General features: G+C 67.9%; 9 protein-coding genes. 4 read left to right on the top strand and 5 right to left on the bottom strand.

Annotated elements, in window-relative coordinates; genetic code table 11:
* Position 1 precedes the first annotated feature (1 nt).
* Genes ACOQPP_RS05770 through ACOQPP_RS05760 form a run of 3 tightly spaced genes read right to left on the bottom strand, consistent with a single transcriptional unit; the run spans position 2 to position 4,909 of the window.
* Positions 2–1,960 (bottom strand): alpha-amylase/4-alpha-glucanotransferase domain-containing protein, encoded by a 1,959-nt coding sequence (locus ACOQPP_RS05770; RefSeq protein WP_419166192.1) that lies wholly within the window; start codon positions 1,958–1,960, stop codon positions 2–4.
* Positions 1,957–3,372, bottom strand: a complete 1,416-nt coding sequence (locus tag ACOQPP_RS05765; RefSeq protein ID WP_420636006.1) for a DUF3536 domain-containing protein — start codon at positions 3,370–3,372, stop codon at positions 1,957–1,959. Before ACOQPP_RS05765 ends, ACOQPP_RS05770 begins: the two co-directional genes overlap by 4 nt.
* A 16-nt stretch (positions 3,373–3,388) precedes the next feature.
* A complete protein-coding gene (locus tag ACOQPP_RS05760; RefSeq protein ID WP_420636005.1) occupies positions 3,389–4,909 on the bottom strand; it encodes a glycogen synthase in 1,521 nt (506 codons plus the stop codon).
* Between the two features lie 185 nt (positions 4,910–5,094).
* On the opposite strand from ACOQPP_RS05760, the gene ACOQPP_RS05755 reads away from it, so the two are divergent.
* From ACOQPP_RS05755 to ACOQPP_RS05745, 3 genes are all read left to right on the top strand, one after another.
* Positions 5,095–5,895, top strand: coding sequence for an alpha-amylase family glycosyl hydrolase (locus tag ACOQPP_RS05755; protein WP_419166196.1), 801 nt, complete (start codon positions 5,095–5,097; stop codon positions 5,893–5,895).
* A 504-nt stretch (positions 5,896–6,399) separates the two neighbouring features.
* Positions 6,400–8,226, top strand: coding sequence for a hypothetical protein (locus tag ACOQPP_RS05750; RefSeq protein ID WP_419166197.1), 1,827 nt, complete (start codon positions 6,400–6,402; stop codon positions 8,224–8,226).
* Between the two features lie 4 nt (positions 8,227–8,230).
* Positions 8,231–8,692 carry a carboxypeptidase-like regulatory domain-containing protein gene (locus ACOQPP_RS05745; protein WP_419166198.1) on the top strand — a complete coding sequence of 154 codons (462 nt, stop codon included), beginning with the start codon at positions 8,231–8,233 and terminating at the stop codon, positions 8,690–8,692.
* A 405-nt stretch (positions 8,693–9,097) separates the two neighbouring features.
* On the opposite strand, the gene ACOQPP_RS05740 is transcribed toward ACOQPP_RS05745, so the two are convergent.
* The gene (locus ACOQPP_RS05740) at positions 9,098–9,469 is read right to left on the bottom strand and encodes a glycogen/starch synthase (protein ID WP_419166199.1); all 372 of its coding nucleotides are present in this window, start codon (positions 9,467–9,469) and stop codon (positions 9,098–9,100) included.
* Between the two features lie 19 nt (positions 9,470–9,488).
* Between ACOQPP_RS05740 and glgB the strand changes: the two genes are divergently transcribed.
* Positions 9,489–11,477 carry a 1,4-alpha-glucan branching protein GlgB gene (gene glgB, locus ACOQPP_RS05735; protein ID WP_419166200.1) on the top strand — a complete coding sequence of 663 codons (1,989 nt, stop codon included), beginning with the start codon at positions 9,489–9,491 and terminating at the stop codon, positions 11,475–11,477.
* A 22-nt stretch (positions 11,478–11,499) separates the two neighbouring features.
* Here the strand turns inward: glgB and ACOQPP_RS05730 are convergent, their stop codons facing one another.
* Positions 11,500–15,477 (bottom strand): M66 family metalloprotease, encoded by a 3,978-nt coding sequence (locus tag ACOQPP_RS05730; RefSeq protein ID WP_420636004.1) that lies wholly within the window; start codon positions 15,475–15,477, stop codon positions 11,500–11,502.
* Positions 15,478–15,531: the final 54 nt, after the last annotated feature.

The following is a 15,531-nucleotide window of genomic DNA, read 5'->3' as shown; positions in this document are numbered from 1 at the left end:
TTCATCTCCGGTTCCCCACGGATCCGGATCCGCCGCCCGGGGTCAATCGGACGCGCGCGCCGCCGGCCGACGCCGGCCACGCGAGTTCGATGATCTCTCCCTGATCGATCCACTCGAAACCTCGTTCGGACCGGGCCAGTGTGACGATGCGCTCCGTCGACTCGGCGGCGGCGGGCATCGCTTCCACACATGCCGGGTGCGCGAGCGGCAGGCGGCAGGCGAGCACCGCGCCCGCGGGAACGCCGGAACTGCTCCAGTCGAGGCTCGCTTCGATGCGACCGTCGTCGTGGATGTCGAGCGTCTTCTCGAGGCGCGCCGGGCCCGGCTCGGATGCGAGGCGGAAGCGGATCCTCCGCGGCTCGACCTCCGGCGGGGCGGCGAGTCGGAACGCGTGCAGGCGCCAGTCCGCAACGACGGCCGGGTCGGAGGACTCCGCATCACGGGCCCCGTCGAGCGCGATCTCCTGCATGAGTGCGAGAGGCACCGGATCCGGGGAAGGGGGCACGGGCGCTTCGGGCTGTCGATCGTGGACCGACGTAATGCCCCCTGCGGCCGATGCATCGCCGGGGTGTCCCGGCGTGGGGCCGGTGGACGTCGCGGTCCCGTCGTGGGGATCGCGATGGTAGGCCTCCAGCCGGCGCGCCAGCACATCGGCGTAGTTGGCTGCGTCCGCAAAAACCATGAGCATCTCGATCGCTCCTCCCCTCGCGGGACTGATGACGACGGAACAGCGGGAGGAATGGACCCAGATCTCCTCATGGCCGTCGAAGTCGAAGTCGACTAGTTCGTACGCGATGTCCTCACCCTCCCTCAGGTAGAGTTCGGCAGCAGCAAGCTCGCGCCAGATCGCCTGTCGCAGGTGGGGAAGGTAGACGCCGCCGAACACCCCATGCCAATAGGCGTCGTTGCACTGCGCGCGAGCGATGGCCCGGCGGGCCTCGCGGGGGTCGCCGCGCTGACGGCACAGCCGGGAGAGCCTCAGCACCGCTTTGTGCATGCGGTTCGACTCAGGGTATTTGCGCAGAAACCCCTTCCAGTGACCGCCGCGCACGAGCGCACCATGGTCCGTTTCGGCGAGTCGTCCGAGGCGAAGCGCGGCGGGGCGGGGAAGCGTCCACTCCTCCATTTCCCGGTACGATCCGGCGGCGGGATAGACGAGCCCGCCGCTCGGTCCGGCCGCCGCCTCGCCCGTCGTGACCAGTTCCAGTTCATCCCGTCCCCGCATGTCCTCGAGCGCATCCAGGAACGCGTCGAGCCACCCGCCGTCGTACACCCACGCGCGGGTGCCCGGCCACCCTCCGAACTTCTCGCCGTCATCGCCGAGAACGAGCTGGTGGCGGCCGGCCCTCCTGCGCTCCCCGAAGAAATCAACGATCTCCTCGACCGGCCGAAACGGGATCAGATACCGGAGTTCCTCATCGATGGGGAGCAGCCGGAGCGGGTGTCCGTCGCTCTCCGTCGTATAGACGCGGTCCAGCTCCGTGCGCTCGAGTCCGCACGCGAGGACGTGCCGGTCGTCGAGGAGGGTGTATTTGATTCCCGTGCGCGCCACATCGGCAGCCAGGTCGGGCTCCCACACTCGTTCGGTCAGCCAGAGCCCGGTGGGCTCCACGCCGAAGCGGGCCGCGAGGTCCGCGCACATCCACTCGATCTGCTCGAGGCGATCGCGCGGCGGGAGCGCCGCCAGGATCGGCTCGTACCGTCCGGACGCGAGCAACTCGATCCGCCCGTCCGACACGGGAGCCCCGAGGTGATCCAGGAAATCCGGAGCCTGGTCCTCGAGCCAGTCGAGCAAGGGTCCCGAGACGTGCAACGTGATCGGATACGCCCCCCGAGCATGGATCGCATCGAGCAAGGGCCGGTACACGCCCGCCAGGTGGTCCGCAAACACGTGGTCGAAGTTGCCCACCGGCTGGTGGAGGTGGATCGCAAACGCGAACCGGAGCGGGGGTCCGCTCATTCGCGCCGCCCGCGAAACTCACGCTGATAGATGGCGGCGGCGCTCCCGACTTCGGGGTCGTTGGTCGGCGCCGAAGCCAGCCCCTCGACGAACGAGCGCTCGAGTTCCGCCGCGCGGGCCGGCGCGAGTCCCCCGAGCCGGTCCAGCGCGTGCGCGGCGTAGCCCAGGACCTGGGTCGTCTCGATCCCCGCCACATCGTCGAAGAACCAGGCACACGACGTGAACATTGCGGCCCGGTCCCTCATCATCTCGGCGAGTGCGAGCGTGTCTTCCCCGGCCCCCTCCTCGGCGACCTCCCGGGCCAGTTCGGCCAGGCCCGCGGGCGCGCCCAGACCTTCGCCCAGCTGAAGCAACGTCCGCCGGGGCTCCGACACGCGCCCCCGGGCGAGGGTCTCGTAGGCCTCATCGAGTCCGGCCGCCAGCGACTCGAGCGCGGTGCGGAGGGGAGCGCGCCACCGCTGCTGGGAATCGAGGTGAGGAGCCAGCCGGCAGCCGCAGTCCGCGCGCCAGCGTTCGACGCCGTGCGCACAACTCCAGGAGCTGGGTTCGCGCAGCGTCACCTGGGGAGGGGCGCCGGCGCGGGCCAGCACCGAAGCGAAGTTCTCGAGCCTCAACTCCCGATGCGTGCGGACGCGAGAGATGACTCGCATCAGCGTGCGGTCGGCGCCCCGATGATGGTGCCCGAACGTCTCACCGTCCGTCGCCAGCGCGATCAGGGACGCGCCACCGTGGGCCGAAGCCTGAAGTCCGTCGATCCAGGTGTCGCGGCCTTCGAGCAGCGCCCCGAACGCGACACCGTGCGACAGACCGCCATCGTACACGAAGACGGAGATCTCGCGCCCTCCGCCGAGCCTGATCCGCCCGACTCCGCCCGGCGGCGGCTCGGCGATCTGGTGCGGCGCGAGGATCGTGAACGCGACGCCCTCCGCCGCCAGTACCTCGAGCGTAGCCATGTCGACTGCCGTCTCCGGCAGCCACAGACCCTCCGGCGGCCGCCCGAAACGCCGCTCGAAATCGCGCAGCCCCCAGCGCACCTCCGTCTGCTTCTCTCGGCGCGAGGCGAGCGGGAGGATGATGTGGTGATAGGGCTGGGCGACCGCGTTCCCCTGACCCAGCCGCGCGCGGCTCGCGCGGTCTCCGCGGACGAAGCCGTCGTGGACGTTCGGGTGTTCGCGCTCGAGCCACCGCGCGAGGGTCGGACCGAGGTCGAAACTCAGCCACTCGAAGGCGCCCGCCTCGGCGAGCGGCGCGTAGCACTCGGCGGCGATGCGCTCGTTCCAGTTGTCGAACGGGGCTGCGGTCGGCTCGCGGCGGATGCGGTCCGTCCACGGGTCTTCACGAGGAGGCTGATAGAAATGGCCGTGGATGACGACCGCCGCCGGGCTGGGTGGCGATGCGGACGTTCCCGTCACAATACCGCTGAGCGGTTCAGGCGTCCGGGGCATGCGCCGCGAGTGCGCGACGGTACACGTCCAGGTAGCGCTGGGCGCTGCTCGCCCAGCCGAAGTCACGCGACATCGCCTCGACCATGTGCTCGGCCCACGCCTCCGGGCTCCCGCCGTAGAGCGCCGTGGCCCGGCCCAGCGCGACCTCGAGATCCTCCGAGGTATAGCCGTCGAACAGGAAGCCCGTCACCTGATCCTCGATGGTGTCGGCCAGTCCCCCCACGCGGCGGGCCACCGGAAGCGCCCCGTACCGCTGGGCTCGCATCTGCGTGAGTCCGCAGGGTTCGTAGAGCGACGGCATCAGCAGGAGGTCGGCGCCCGCCAGCAGCCGATGCTCCTTGGGCTCGCTGAAGTCGGTGTCGAGGGCGACGCGGTCGGGATGGCGTGTCGCGATGTCGCGGAGCGCCGTCTCATACCGATCCTCTCCCGCGCCGAGAAAGATGAACTGGCCTTCGGCCCGCTCCAGCAGGCCGCCGTCCAGCAGCAGGTCGAGTCCCTTCTGGCCGACGAGCCGCGCCGTCATCCCGTACAACGGTTCGCGAGGGGCCTCGGGAAGGGAGTATTCCCGCTGCAGCGCTCCCTTGCACAGCGCCTTCCCGGCCTGATCGGACCGCGAGAACGTTGCCTCGATCTCCCGGTCTGTCGCGGGATCCCAGACATCGAGGTCAATCCCGTTCAGAATCCCCAGAAAGCGGTCGCCGAGCTCGATGAACGAGCCGTGGAGCCCGAAGCCCCCGGCCGTCGTGCGGAGTTCGTGCGCATGGGTCGGACTCACCGTGGTCGCGTAGTCCGCAAACACGAGGCCGCCCTTGAGCAGGTTCAGATGGCCGTAGAACTCCATCCGTCTCCAGTGGAAGAGTTCCCGCGGGAGCCCGAGTTCCTGAAGGACTTCACGCCCCTGAAGCCCCTGGTAGCCTGCGTTGTGGATCGAGAACACGGTCGCCATGCGGTCGTGCGCCTCCCGGCCCGCGAACCTCGTCCTCAGAAACACAGGCGCCAGCGCCGCATGCCAGTCGTGCGCGTGCACGACGACCGGCACGTTGGCCAGTTCGGGAAGTATCTTGAGCGCAGCGAGATTGTAGAACGCGAACCGGATCGGGTTGTCCTCGTAATCTGCCCCGTCCTCGCCGTAGATCCCCCCACGGTCGAAGAATCCGGGATGGTCGATGAACAGGACCCTCGGGTTCCGGCGCGGACCCGGATGCTGGAGGATTCGCGCTTCCTCCACCCGCGGTCCCACGCGCACGCGGAATGCGTCCGCGATCGGCTCCAGGTCGGGATAGGCCTCGCGCACCGCCCGGTACAGCGGCATGAACACGGTGACCGGCGTGCCCTGGGCGGCCTGGAAGGTCGCGATCCCCCGCACGGCCTCGGCGAGACCGCCCGTGCGCGCGTACGGCCAGTATTCGGTGACGAGGTGCACGACCGCGAGCTCCTCGGCGGGGCGTACCCCGCGGCGCGCGCTCTCCGTCATCGGCTTGGCGATCGTGGGCATCCGGCTCATACTTGGGGAAGATCCCGCGATGAGGTGGCAGATCGAACACCAAAAAACTAGCGGCCCGCCCGGACCTCTCAAAACCCCGGCGCGGGACCCTTCGTTCCCCCTCTCGGCCGCCGACCTGGAGCCGTTCCGCGCGGGCCGGGAATCCGCGCTGTACGACCTGCTCGGCGCGCACCCCTGCGAGCGCGATGGCGCAGCGGGCACCCGGTTCGCCGTGTGGGGTGGACAAGGCGGATCCCGTGGGCCGGGCCATGGAGGTGAGGCCCGGCACCGCGTCGCGCGTCGTCGCCGGAGACCCATACCCCTGGACGGACAGGACGTGGCTGGAGGGCAGGCGGCAGCGTTCGGCCCCGGCAGCGCCGGTCTCCATCTATGAAGTCCACCTCGGCTCCTGGCGCCGGCATGCGGACGGATCCTGGCTCGGCTACCGGGCGCTGGCACGCGAGTTGCTTCCCCATGCGGCCGATCTCGGGTTCACACACGTCGAGCTTCTGCCCGTCACCGAGCACCCCTACGACGCGAGCTGGGGATACCAGACGCTCGGATACTTCGCCCCCACGTCCCGCTACGGGACCCCCGACGACTTCGCCTACTTCGTGGACAAGGCGCACCGTCTCGGGCTGGGCGTCGTGCTCGACTGGGTCCCGGGTCACTTCGGACCCGACCTCCACGGCCTGAGGACGTTCGACGGCGCGCCACTTTATGAGATGGGCGAGGAGACGAGGGCGGTCCATCCCGACTGGGGCACGCTCGTGTTCGACTTCGGACGACCCGAAGTCGTCTCCTTCCTCCTCTCGAGCGCCCGCTACTGGATCGAGCGCTACCACGTCGACGGCCTGCGCGTCGATGCCGTGGTGTCTGTTAGCGTGAAGGTCCGCGTGGAGGGCTATCTCGCCCGCGCCAAGGCGAAGCTGGGCTTGCACAATCGGCGCGAAATCGTGCGCTTCGCTCTCGAGGCCGGACTCCTGCGGGACGAGGGCGAGCGCTAGGCCGTTCGGCCCCTCGACCCCGCGCGCGGGAAGGCCGCCAACCATCCGCCCGTCCCACCGTTGCACGGGCGACCGCCCATTCTCCCGACCGCCGCCGTGACAGGACCTGTCGGGTTGGCTGTTGTAGACCCGCGTGATCGTCTCCCGTTCGGGTTCCGCCGGTAGGGGGTTTTCCCCGCATGGCTTGGGGGTGATTTCCCTCACGAATTGCAGGGTTTTCCCTCTATTGAGGGCTGCATGCACTGCCGATTATTGGAGTATCGGTCCGGACCGCCGAAGCGGCTGAACCCGCCCCCTAGCGTCAGGTCTGCGGGAGTCACGACCACAAGAAATGATCGCGAAGCCGCGATCTCTCGCCACCCGGACTCGGGAAGCATGCGCGTGCTCGAAACTGACGCTGAAGCGCAATGAAGTGGGATCTCACCGTCGACGGAGGCGAAGGCCCCGGCTGCACGGCCAAAGTTGTGCGGCCCAACAGTTCACCATGTACCTTGGGAGGTCAGCATGAAACGCTCGATCATGGCAGCTGCAGGACTCGTAGCGTTGGTCGGTTGTTCCGATGTGGAAGGGCCCCAAGCTGAGGAGAGACCGAGGTTTTTGCGAGAGCCGCTAGAGGTATCCGGGCGCCCTGTTGCTCGGAATCAATCTGACGTGCCTACGGCGAATATGGCCGCTCGGAAGTGGTTCGATCTCTCGATCAATGCGAGCGGTGCCCTCAAACCCGACCAGCCGATCAATCCCAGCGTGACGTACACGGCAAACTTCGCAACCACCGACGCCGACCTGCGCGTTACTCTCCCGGAGGTCGAATCGGCCAAGCTGTCCGATTGGGGCCAGGCGTACAAGACGCCGCTGGGGATTCAGTTGCCGGCCAAGCTTGAGTCGAGCCAGGGATTCTCGGCTGGAGGTCAGGTCACCCAGACAACGAGCTTCTCTATCCCGGCTGCCGGCATCTACAGAGTGCATGCGAGCGCGCGATCGGAAAAGGTCCAGGCGGACGAGACTACCAATCGTACCCAGCCCGCGACTCATGCAGTTGTTTGGCTACTGGTCGAAGAGACGGGCGGGCGCATTCTCGAGGACTTCGATCCCGACGCTGTGCCCGATGGCTTCTACCGGCAGCCGGGGCCGTTTCGGGAGGTTAGTACTGGTGAGCCGAAGCCTACGCAAGCCGGCTTCAGCGCGCTCGTGGAGCCCGCCGTCGAGTTGATCAGAAAGCTCTTCGGCGCACAATCTTGCGGCTCTGGTGAGGTCTGCATTTCCTTCGTGTATTACGACATGGATCTCAACGGCAATCGGGCGATACCCGGTATCTACTACGAGTACGAGATCGTTGACGGCCCCGACGACTACGAGGATTCCGGCTCCGGATACGCCGATTCCGAGGGAACGGCTGAGGTCAGCTGCCCTGTCTACGGCGCGAGAGGCGACGGAACCGCGATCTTCAGAGACTCGAAGGCGCGGGTTGTACCCCTAGCGAACAGCAGCTTCGACTTTGGTCACGGAGACTGCGGCGAGGAGCTGCAGTATCAGCTGCGGTCGCTGGAGAGCCGGACGTGGGTCATCGCGTGGCATTCCATTCGCGATGCCGAGGAACTGTTTCCGTCTCGCTCCACCGTTACGATCAAAGTGAACCCTCCGAGGCTCCCGGAGGAGGGGTGCAACTTCCTGACGGGCGAAGAAGCGATTCGGATAGTCGAGGACGCCAACTGGGACTGCATCTGGGGCGGGTACGGCATCTTCGTCTTTTCGCATGAGTACGGCCACGCCGTTCACGACGAGCTGTTGGGAGACGTCGCGTGGTTTGATCAAGACATCTGCCGCAATCATGCGCCAAATGTAGTGGTGGATCTCGGGTGCGCCTACAACGAGGGCTGGGCGGACTACTTCGGCATGAAAACTCAGACCACCGTCTACGCCAACGACATCGACCCCGACCCGCGCTTCACCGAGACGATTCTTGAGGGAAACTCGTACTACCGTGCTGGCGAGGACGGCAGCTTGGATGAAGGGACCGTCGCCGCATTCTTCTATGACCTCCTCGACGCGGCCGACGAAGGACATGACTCGCTGAGCATCAGCGCCGAGGATCTCTACGAGGTCATGGACGATTGTGAGGTTCGGGAGGGGTCGGAGTGGGTCAGCCCGGGCGGGATCGATCATCTGATCTGGTGCCTGGAGGCGGACGTAGACAGCTCGATAACGGGAGGCGACGACTACTTTCCGACCCGCGACCCTCACCCGACTCAGGAGAATCAGAGCAACCACGCGTGGGTTGAGGGTCATGTGCGCCTGCTCTGGCTCAAGAATCTGTACGGGGAAGGCGGTTAGAAACATGGTTAACTGGCATGGCACTATCGCCGCCTATCTCGGGCTGATCATGGCGGGATGCGGAGCGGATCCCGCGGTTCCCCCGTCGGTCCCGCCGCTGGATGGTGGGCAGAGCGGCCTGAACATCGCCGGCACGGTGACGGACTCTGCTGGCAACGGAGTGGGCGATGTCAGGGTCGAGGGTTTTGTGAGAAGAGATGCTGACGGAATCGCGTGCAGAAATCCATCCGGGCCGACTCGTGACGCGCGTACGCGTGCGGATGGACGGTACCAGGCAAGGTTTAGACTTCCGCTGTCCGGCGGCACGTGGCCCGGCTGCCTGTCCCTGACGTTCACGCCGCCGGAGATCTCGGGGCTAAGGACCGTGTCGATCGACAGCATGCGGGTGACGGTCTACGACCAGTGGGATCCCGCACTCAAGAGGGACACTCTGAGGGTGAACGTCGTACTGCCGCCCGTGCCGTAGCCACGCGGGTCATGGATGACGGTTTGGAGGGGTCAGCCGAGCGAGGGGACGTTGCTCGGCTGACCTCCTCCCGGGGGCGCACCGAGGTCAGCGCCTTAGCCCGGATTTCTACCACGCCGCCCGGGGGCGGCCCGCGGGAGGCGATTCCGGGATAGTTGGCCGGAAAATGGCCGGACTTGGCGTGCGGGGATAGCCGGAGATCGCCATGCCGCCCTTGTCAGAGCGGGTTTCGAGCGATTCGCGGCGGATCCCCGGTGCGTGGAGACACGGGTGCCTTCCTCCCGGGCGGGGCGGCGGGTACGGAGCCGGTGGCGGCAGGAGTGTGACGGCGCCGCCGGGTGAGGCCGGGACGCTGGAGGTGAGCTGGGAGGAGCCGGACGTCGGGGGCACTTTTCCGATTGAGTGTTACCTCCCACGGTCGAAGAATCCGGGATGGTCGATGAACAGGACCCTCGGGTTCCGGCGCGGACCCGGATGCTGGAGGATTCGCGCTTCCTCCACCCGCGGTCCCACGCGCACGCGGAATGCGTCCGCGATCGGCTCCAGGTCGGGATAGGCGTCGCGGACGGACCCGTACAGGGGCATGAAGACGGTGACCGGAGTGCCCTGGGCGGCCTGGAAGGTCGCGATCCCCCGCACGGCCTCGGCGAGACCGCCCGTCCGCGCGTACGGCCAGTATTCGGTGACGAGGTGCACGGCCGCGAGTTCCTCGGCGGGGCGTACCCCGCGGCGCGCGCTCTCGGTCATCGGCTTGGCGATCGTAGGCATCCGGCTCATACTTGGGGAAGATCCCGCGATGAGGTGGCAGATCGAACACCAAAAAACTAGCGGCCCGCCCGGACCTCTCAAAACTCCGGCGCGCGACCCTTCGTTCCCCCTCTCGGCCGCCGACCTGGAGCCGTTCCGCGCGGGCCGGGAATCCGCGCTGTACGACCTGCTCGGCGCGCACCCCTGCGAGCGCGATGGCGCAGCGGGCACCCGGTTCGCCGTGTGGGCGCCGCGAGCGGAGGCCGTGAGCGTCGTGGGCGCCTTCAACGCCTGGGAGGCGGGGCGGGATCCGATGTCCCCGGTTGGCGACGCCGGCGTGTGGGAACTCTTCCTCCCGGGTGTGGGGCCGGGCGCCCTCTACAAGTACCATGTACGCTCCGGGGCGGACGGAACGCCCCGCGACGTCAACAAGGCGGATCCCATGGGCCGGGCCATGGAGGTGAGGCCCGGCACCGCGTCGCGCGTCGTCGCCGGAGACCCATACCCCTGGATGGACAGGACGTGGCTGGAGGGCAGGCGGCAGCGTTCGGCCCCCACCGCGCCGGTCTCCATCTATGAAGTCCACCTCGGCTCCTGGCGTCGGCATGCGGACGGCTCCTGGCTCGGCTACCGGGCCCTGGCCCGCGAGCTGCTACCCTATGTGGCCGATCTCGGGTTCACACACGTCGAGCTTCTGCCCGTCACCGAGCACCCCTACGACGCGAGCTGGGGATACCAGACGGTCGGATACTTCGCCCCCACTTCCCGCTACGGGACTCCCGACGACTTCGCCTACTTCGTGGACAAGGCGCACCGTCTCGGGCTGGGCGTCGTGCTCGACTGGGTCCCGGGTCACTTCGGACCCGACCTCCACGGCCTGAGGACGTTCGACGGCGCGCCACTTTATGAGATGGGCGAGGAGACGAGGGCGGTCCATCCCGACTGGGGCACGCTCGTGTTCGACTTCGGACGACCCGAAGTCGTCTCCTTCCTCCTTTCGAGCGCCCGCTACTGGATCGAGCGCTACCACGTCGACGGCCTGCGCGTCGATGCCGTGGCTTCCATGCTCCATCTCGACTATTCCCGCGAGGCGGGGCAGTGGGAACCGAACGAACTCGGCGGCCGGGAGAATCTCGGCGCGATCGCCTTCCTCAAGACGCTCGCGAAGACGGTCCGCGAGCGCTTCCCCGGCGTCCTCCTGTTCGCGGAGGAGAGCAGCGCGTGGCCGGGAATCACCGCGTCCCCGGACGAAGGGGGACTCGGGTTCGACTTCAAGTGGAACATGGGGTGGATGAACGACACGCTCCGGGTCCTCGGCACGGCGCCGGAGCGGCGGCCGCGGCTACACACCCGGCTGACGTTCTCGCTCCACTACGCGCACCAGGAACGGCACCTGCTTCCCCTGTCGCACGACGAAGTCGTCCATCTCAAGCGCCCTCTGCTCGAGAAAATGCCGGGACCGGACGAAGAGAAGTTCGCGACCCTTCGCCTCCTGCTCGGCTACATGTGGACCCATCCGGGCGCGAAGCTCCTCTTCATGGGTGGCGAACTCGGCCAGCGGCGGGAGTGGGACGAGGAGGGGTCGATCGACTGGGAGCTGCTCGATGACCCGTCACACCGCGGGATCCGGCGCTGGGTGCGCGCCCTGAACGAAGTCTATGTCCGCGAACCGGCACTCCACGCGCTCGACCACAAGCCGGAAGGGTTCGAGTGGCTGGATGTGCACGACGCCCGGCACAGCGTGCTGAGCTACGTACGCTGGCGCCCTGACTGGGAGGACTTCGTCGTCGCGGTGGCCAATTTCTCGGCGACGGCCTGGCCGGAGTACCGGGTCGCCCTGCCCGCCGCCGGCACCTATCAGGTGCTCCTCGACAGCGGCGACCCCGCGTTCGGAGGAGGCGTCCGTACGCAGCTGCCCGAGTCTGCGGAGGAGGTCGATTACCTGGGGCGCCCGGCCGCGCTCACAGTCGACCTGCCGCCGCTCGGCTTCCTCGTCCTCCAGCGGACCGAGAGGTACAGGGCAACGGGCACGGGCTGAACGCCCGCCGCCCGCTGCTCGATTAGCGCCGCCACGCCTCGCCGTCCGGTATCCCCCGGCTGAACAGTACTTCGAGGCCCGGGTCGGGCGAGGCGGCGGCGACCGCGTCTGCCCGGGTCACGGTCGTCGTCGGCAAATCGTGCAGGATGCCACGCACCGTCCCCGTTCGCGGGTCGCGGAGGATCGCCGCCGGCCGGTCGGTTTCCCCATCGAGCGTGACCGATCCGCCGGGTCCCGAAAGCGTGATGCTCGCCAGGTCGCGCCCCCACCCCGGTCGCACGGGGAGCACGAAGGCGAAGCCGGAACTGCCGTCGCCGTCGGCCACCTCGGGCATGTCGAATCCGAAAGAGAACAGCTCGTCGCCGGCGGCGGAGTGTCCGGAGAGCCGGTACGCACCGTCCGAGCGCGGCAAGTCCGGCGGTGCATCGACCAGGACGGCCGGTTCGAGGAACGGTACGCCGTCAGCGTCCACGCCGCCCCACAGGAGCATCGCCCTCGTCCGCTGCGCGCGATCCGGGAGCCCCACGCTGTCCGCATCGCTTAGACGGAAGCGAAGCGCGTTGGTGAAGTGGTAGTCGCTGATCCAGTCTGGCGGCCCGCAGTACGACATCAGGTCCGGTGTGGGAGGCTGCACCAACCGGCCGCCGTCACGGGAATCGTAACCCCAGGCCCCGATTGACCCGTTCGCGTAGGGGAACGAAGGGTCGGGGCCGCCGGCTAAACCGCACGGCGCGTGGCGGAGATTCAGGTTGTGACCGAGTTCGTGAGCTATGACATCCGGGGCCGGCAGGGAGAAAGTCGACCGCCCGGGGAGCTTGGCCACTCCCCTCACGGGTCCCAGCAAGGGGCGCACCATCATTCCCTTGTAGTGGCCGGTCCCGCCTTCCAGGGCCCGAATGACGGCGGTCTGGTTGAGTAGAGCGCGCGCGCTGTTGGTCGAGGTCAGCACGGGCTCGTGCGCCGTGACCGCCAGATCGCCGATCGGCAGCAACGCGCGCGCGTCCCCGAACATTTCGTGGTTCTCAGGGTCCGCTGTCATCTCCCTGACGAGGTCCACGATCGACGAATCCTGCGTCTCGCTCCAGATGAAGGGGATCAGCGTCAGGTCGAACAGCGGCACGGCCCGGACCTCTACCGGCAGCCGCCCCGTGTCCGGGATCCGCGTTGCAACCCCCAGGCTCGGATCCAGTGTCCCGTCCGGGTCGACTTCGATCACTATCTCGAGCCCCGGCTGAACGACATGGCCCGGAATCCCGGCGTTGGCGGACTTCGAGAGATCGCTCTCGTCCACCGTGGTCGGGATGGGCTCGGACCGGCGCGGAATGTCCTCCACGTGCGTCTCCGTGCCGTCCCGGTAGAACCGGGCCCGGACCGCCGGAATCCCTTGGCTGGTGGTCCGGCTCGCCGTCGGGAACACACGCAACAGCGCTTTCCTGCCCGCCACCAGCGGGACGGGAAAGTCACGTGACTGCACCGCCTGGGTCAGGTACGCGGCCGGCAGGTCTCCCTCGACGCAGGGGGCGATCCGGCGCTTGTAAATCCCGGCCAGCCACACCTGGAACCCGGGGTCTGACGGCGCGCACAGGCGCGTGCCCGCGGCCAGGAGCACGTCGAGCCGGTGAAGCGCCGCCATCTCGATTGGAAACGGCCCCGCCATGGACCGGTTGTTCGAGAGGGACATCTCCTGCAGGCTCGCCATGCCGCCAAACTCGCGGGGCACGGGGCCCATCAGCTTGTTGTCGTCGACGACCAGGTGCTCCAGCATCGAAAGGTCGCCGAGCTGTCGCGGGAGCAGGCCCGTCAGCTCGTTGCGGCGGAGGTCCAAATACGTCAGCGAGGAGAGACTGCCGAGTTCGGCGGGGATCGCTCCGGAAAGGGCATTGTCGCGCACGGACAGGACCCTCAGGGTGGCAACGTAGCCGAGTCCCGGCGGGATCGTGCCCGTCAGGGCGTTCCCCCACAGGAGGATCCGCTCGACGCTGGCGAGGCCGCCGAGTTCGCGCGGGATCGGCCCCGTAAAGCCGTTGTCCTGCAGGAGAAGCTCGGTAAGGCTGGAGAGATTGCCGAGTTCGGGGGGGATCGGACCGCTCAGATCGTTACCATGCAACTCCAGCCACGTCAGGTTGGAGAGATCCCCGAGTGCGGGCGGGATGGTTCCCGTCAGGCTGTTGCCCCACAGTTCCAGTCGCTTCAGGCCGGAGATGTTGCCGAGTGCGGCGGGGATCGGGCCTTCGAGTTCGTTCTCGCCGAGCGCCAGCAACTCAAGGCTGGAGAGGCCGCCGAGTGCGGGCGGTATCGCGCCCGTGAGTGCGTTTCGCCCGAGGTCCAGCGTCGTCAGGTTGGAGAGTTCGCCAAGTGCGGGCGGTATCGGGCCCGAAAGCTCGTTCTCCGCGAGGTCCAGCTCCACAAGATTGGAGAGGCCGCCGAGTTCGGGTGGGATCGGGCCCCTGAGATTGCTTGACTGAAGGGCCAACCGCGCCGCGCGGCCCTCGCCATCGACCTCGACCCCGTACCAGTCCTCCAGCGGCGCGTTCGTCAGCCAGTCTTCGCTATTGCCCCACGTCGGCCCTCCCGTCGCCTCATACAGGATTTCAAGGATCTTGCGGTCCGAGAGCGGCTCGCACTGGATGCCGGTCCCCTCGTGCGACGGAATGCCGCTCAGCCAGGCCTGGAATGCCGCCTCTGCCGGGGCGCACAATTGGGTGTCTGCGTAGTCGAGTTCCCGCAGCGAGAGTCGCGCCAGTGTCCGTGGCAGCCGGCCCGCGAGGACGTTGCCGCCGATGCGCAATATGGTCATGCGCGACAGTTCCCCCAGTTGCGCGGGCAATCGGCCGTTCAATGCGTTGCGGGCAAGATCGAGTTCCGTCACCCGGCCGAGGGAATCGGCCGTGACGCCATACCAGGAGGCCACGGCATCTTCGCCCGTCCAGCCGCCGGACTGCGTCCAGCCCGCGCCGCCAGTCGCTTCGTAGAGCGACTCGAGTGCGGCCACGTCGGTCGCGTTGCAGGAGGACGCCGCGTCGGCATCGTGGTTCTCGATGCCCTCCAGCCACTCCGCGAAAGCGGACGTGCCGGGCACACAAACCCTGCTCCGTCCGAGATAGAGGTCGTCGAGGTGGTCAAGTTGCACGAAGCCCCGCGGGATGGGGCCGGTGAGTTCGTTCCCCCAGAGGTACAGCGACGTCAGGTTGGCGAGGCCGCCGAGTTCCGCCGGGATCGGGCCCGTGAGGTCGTTGGAATGGAGGAGCAGGTCCGTCAGGGAGGCGAGGCCGCCGAGTGCGGGCGGGATCGGGCCTGAAAGTTGGTTCCTGCCAAGGCCGAGGTACCCCAGTTGGGCGAGGCCGCCGAGTTCCGCCGGGATCGGCCGAGAAAGTTCGTTCCTGGCGAGGGCCAGTGTTCTCAGGTTGACGAGGGCGCCGAGTTCCGGTGGGATCGGGCCCGTGAGATTGTTATCGGAGAGGCGCAGGTACGTCAGGTTGGTGAGCCTGCCGAGTTCCGGTGGGAGCGGGCCCGAAAGCTCGTTGATGCCGAGGTCCAGCGTCGCGAGGTCGACGAGGCCGCCGAGTTCCGCCGGGATCGGGCCCGTGAGATTGTTGGCGTAGAGGCGGAGATACCACAGGTTCGTGAGACTGCCGATTTCGGAGGGGACCGGGCCCGAGAGGCCGTGCGATACCCACGGCTTTCCTATGCCATCCCCCCGGCCAGCCAGATCAAGACGCCGTACCCGCCCGTTACGGTCGGTGTCCACCCCGTACCACTCTCCCAGCGGCGCGTCGGTGAGCCAGTTCTGGCTGTTGACCCAGTTCGGCCCGTCGGTCGACTCGTAGAGCGCCACCAGCGCCGCCCGGTCCGGGTCGACGGACGTCGGTAACGCAGGGGGCGGCGCGGGTCCGGCGGGGTCGTCGACGCAGGAGAGGAACCCCAGCGCGGCGAGCCATCCCGCCGCCGGCCACCACCGCCCGCCCCGACGACGGGCGCAACTCGCTGGTTTGTCCGTCACACTCGCCTCGCGAGGCTCGCGGTCCGTCACATGTAACCGAATCTCGTACGGCCC

The sequence above is a fragment of the Candidatus Palauibacter sp. genome (genome assembly GCF_965222475.1).
Lineage (GTDB): Bacteria > Gemmatimonadota > Gemmatimonadetes > Palauibacterales > Palauibacteraceae > Palauibacter.
This window is presented reverse-complemented; position numbering and strand designations above follow the sequence as displayed.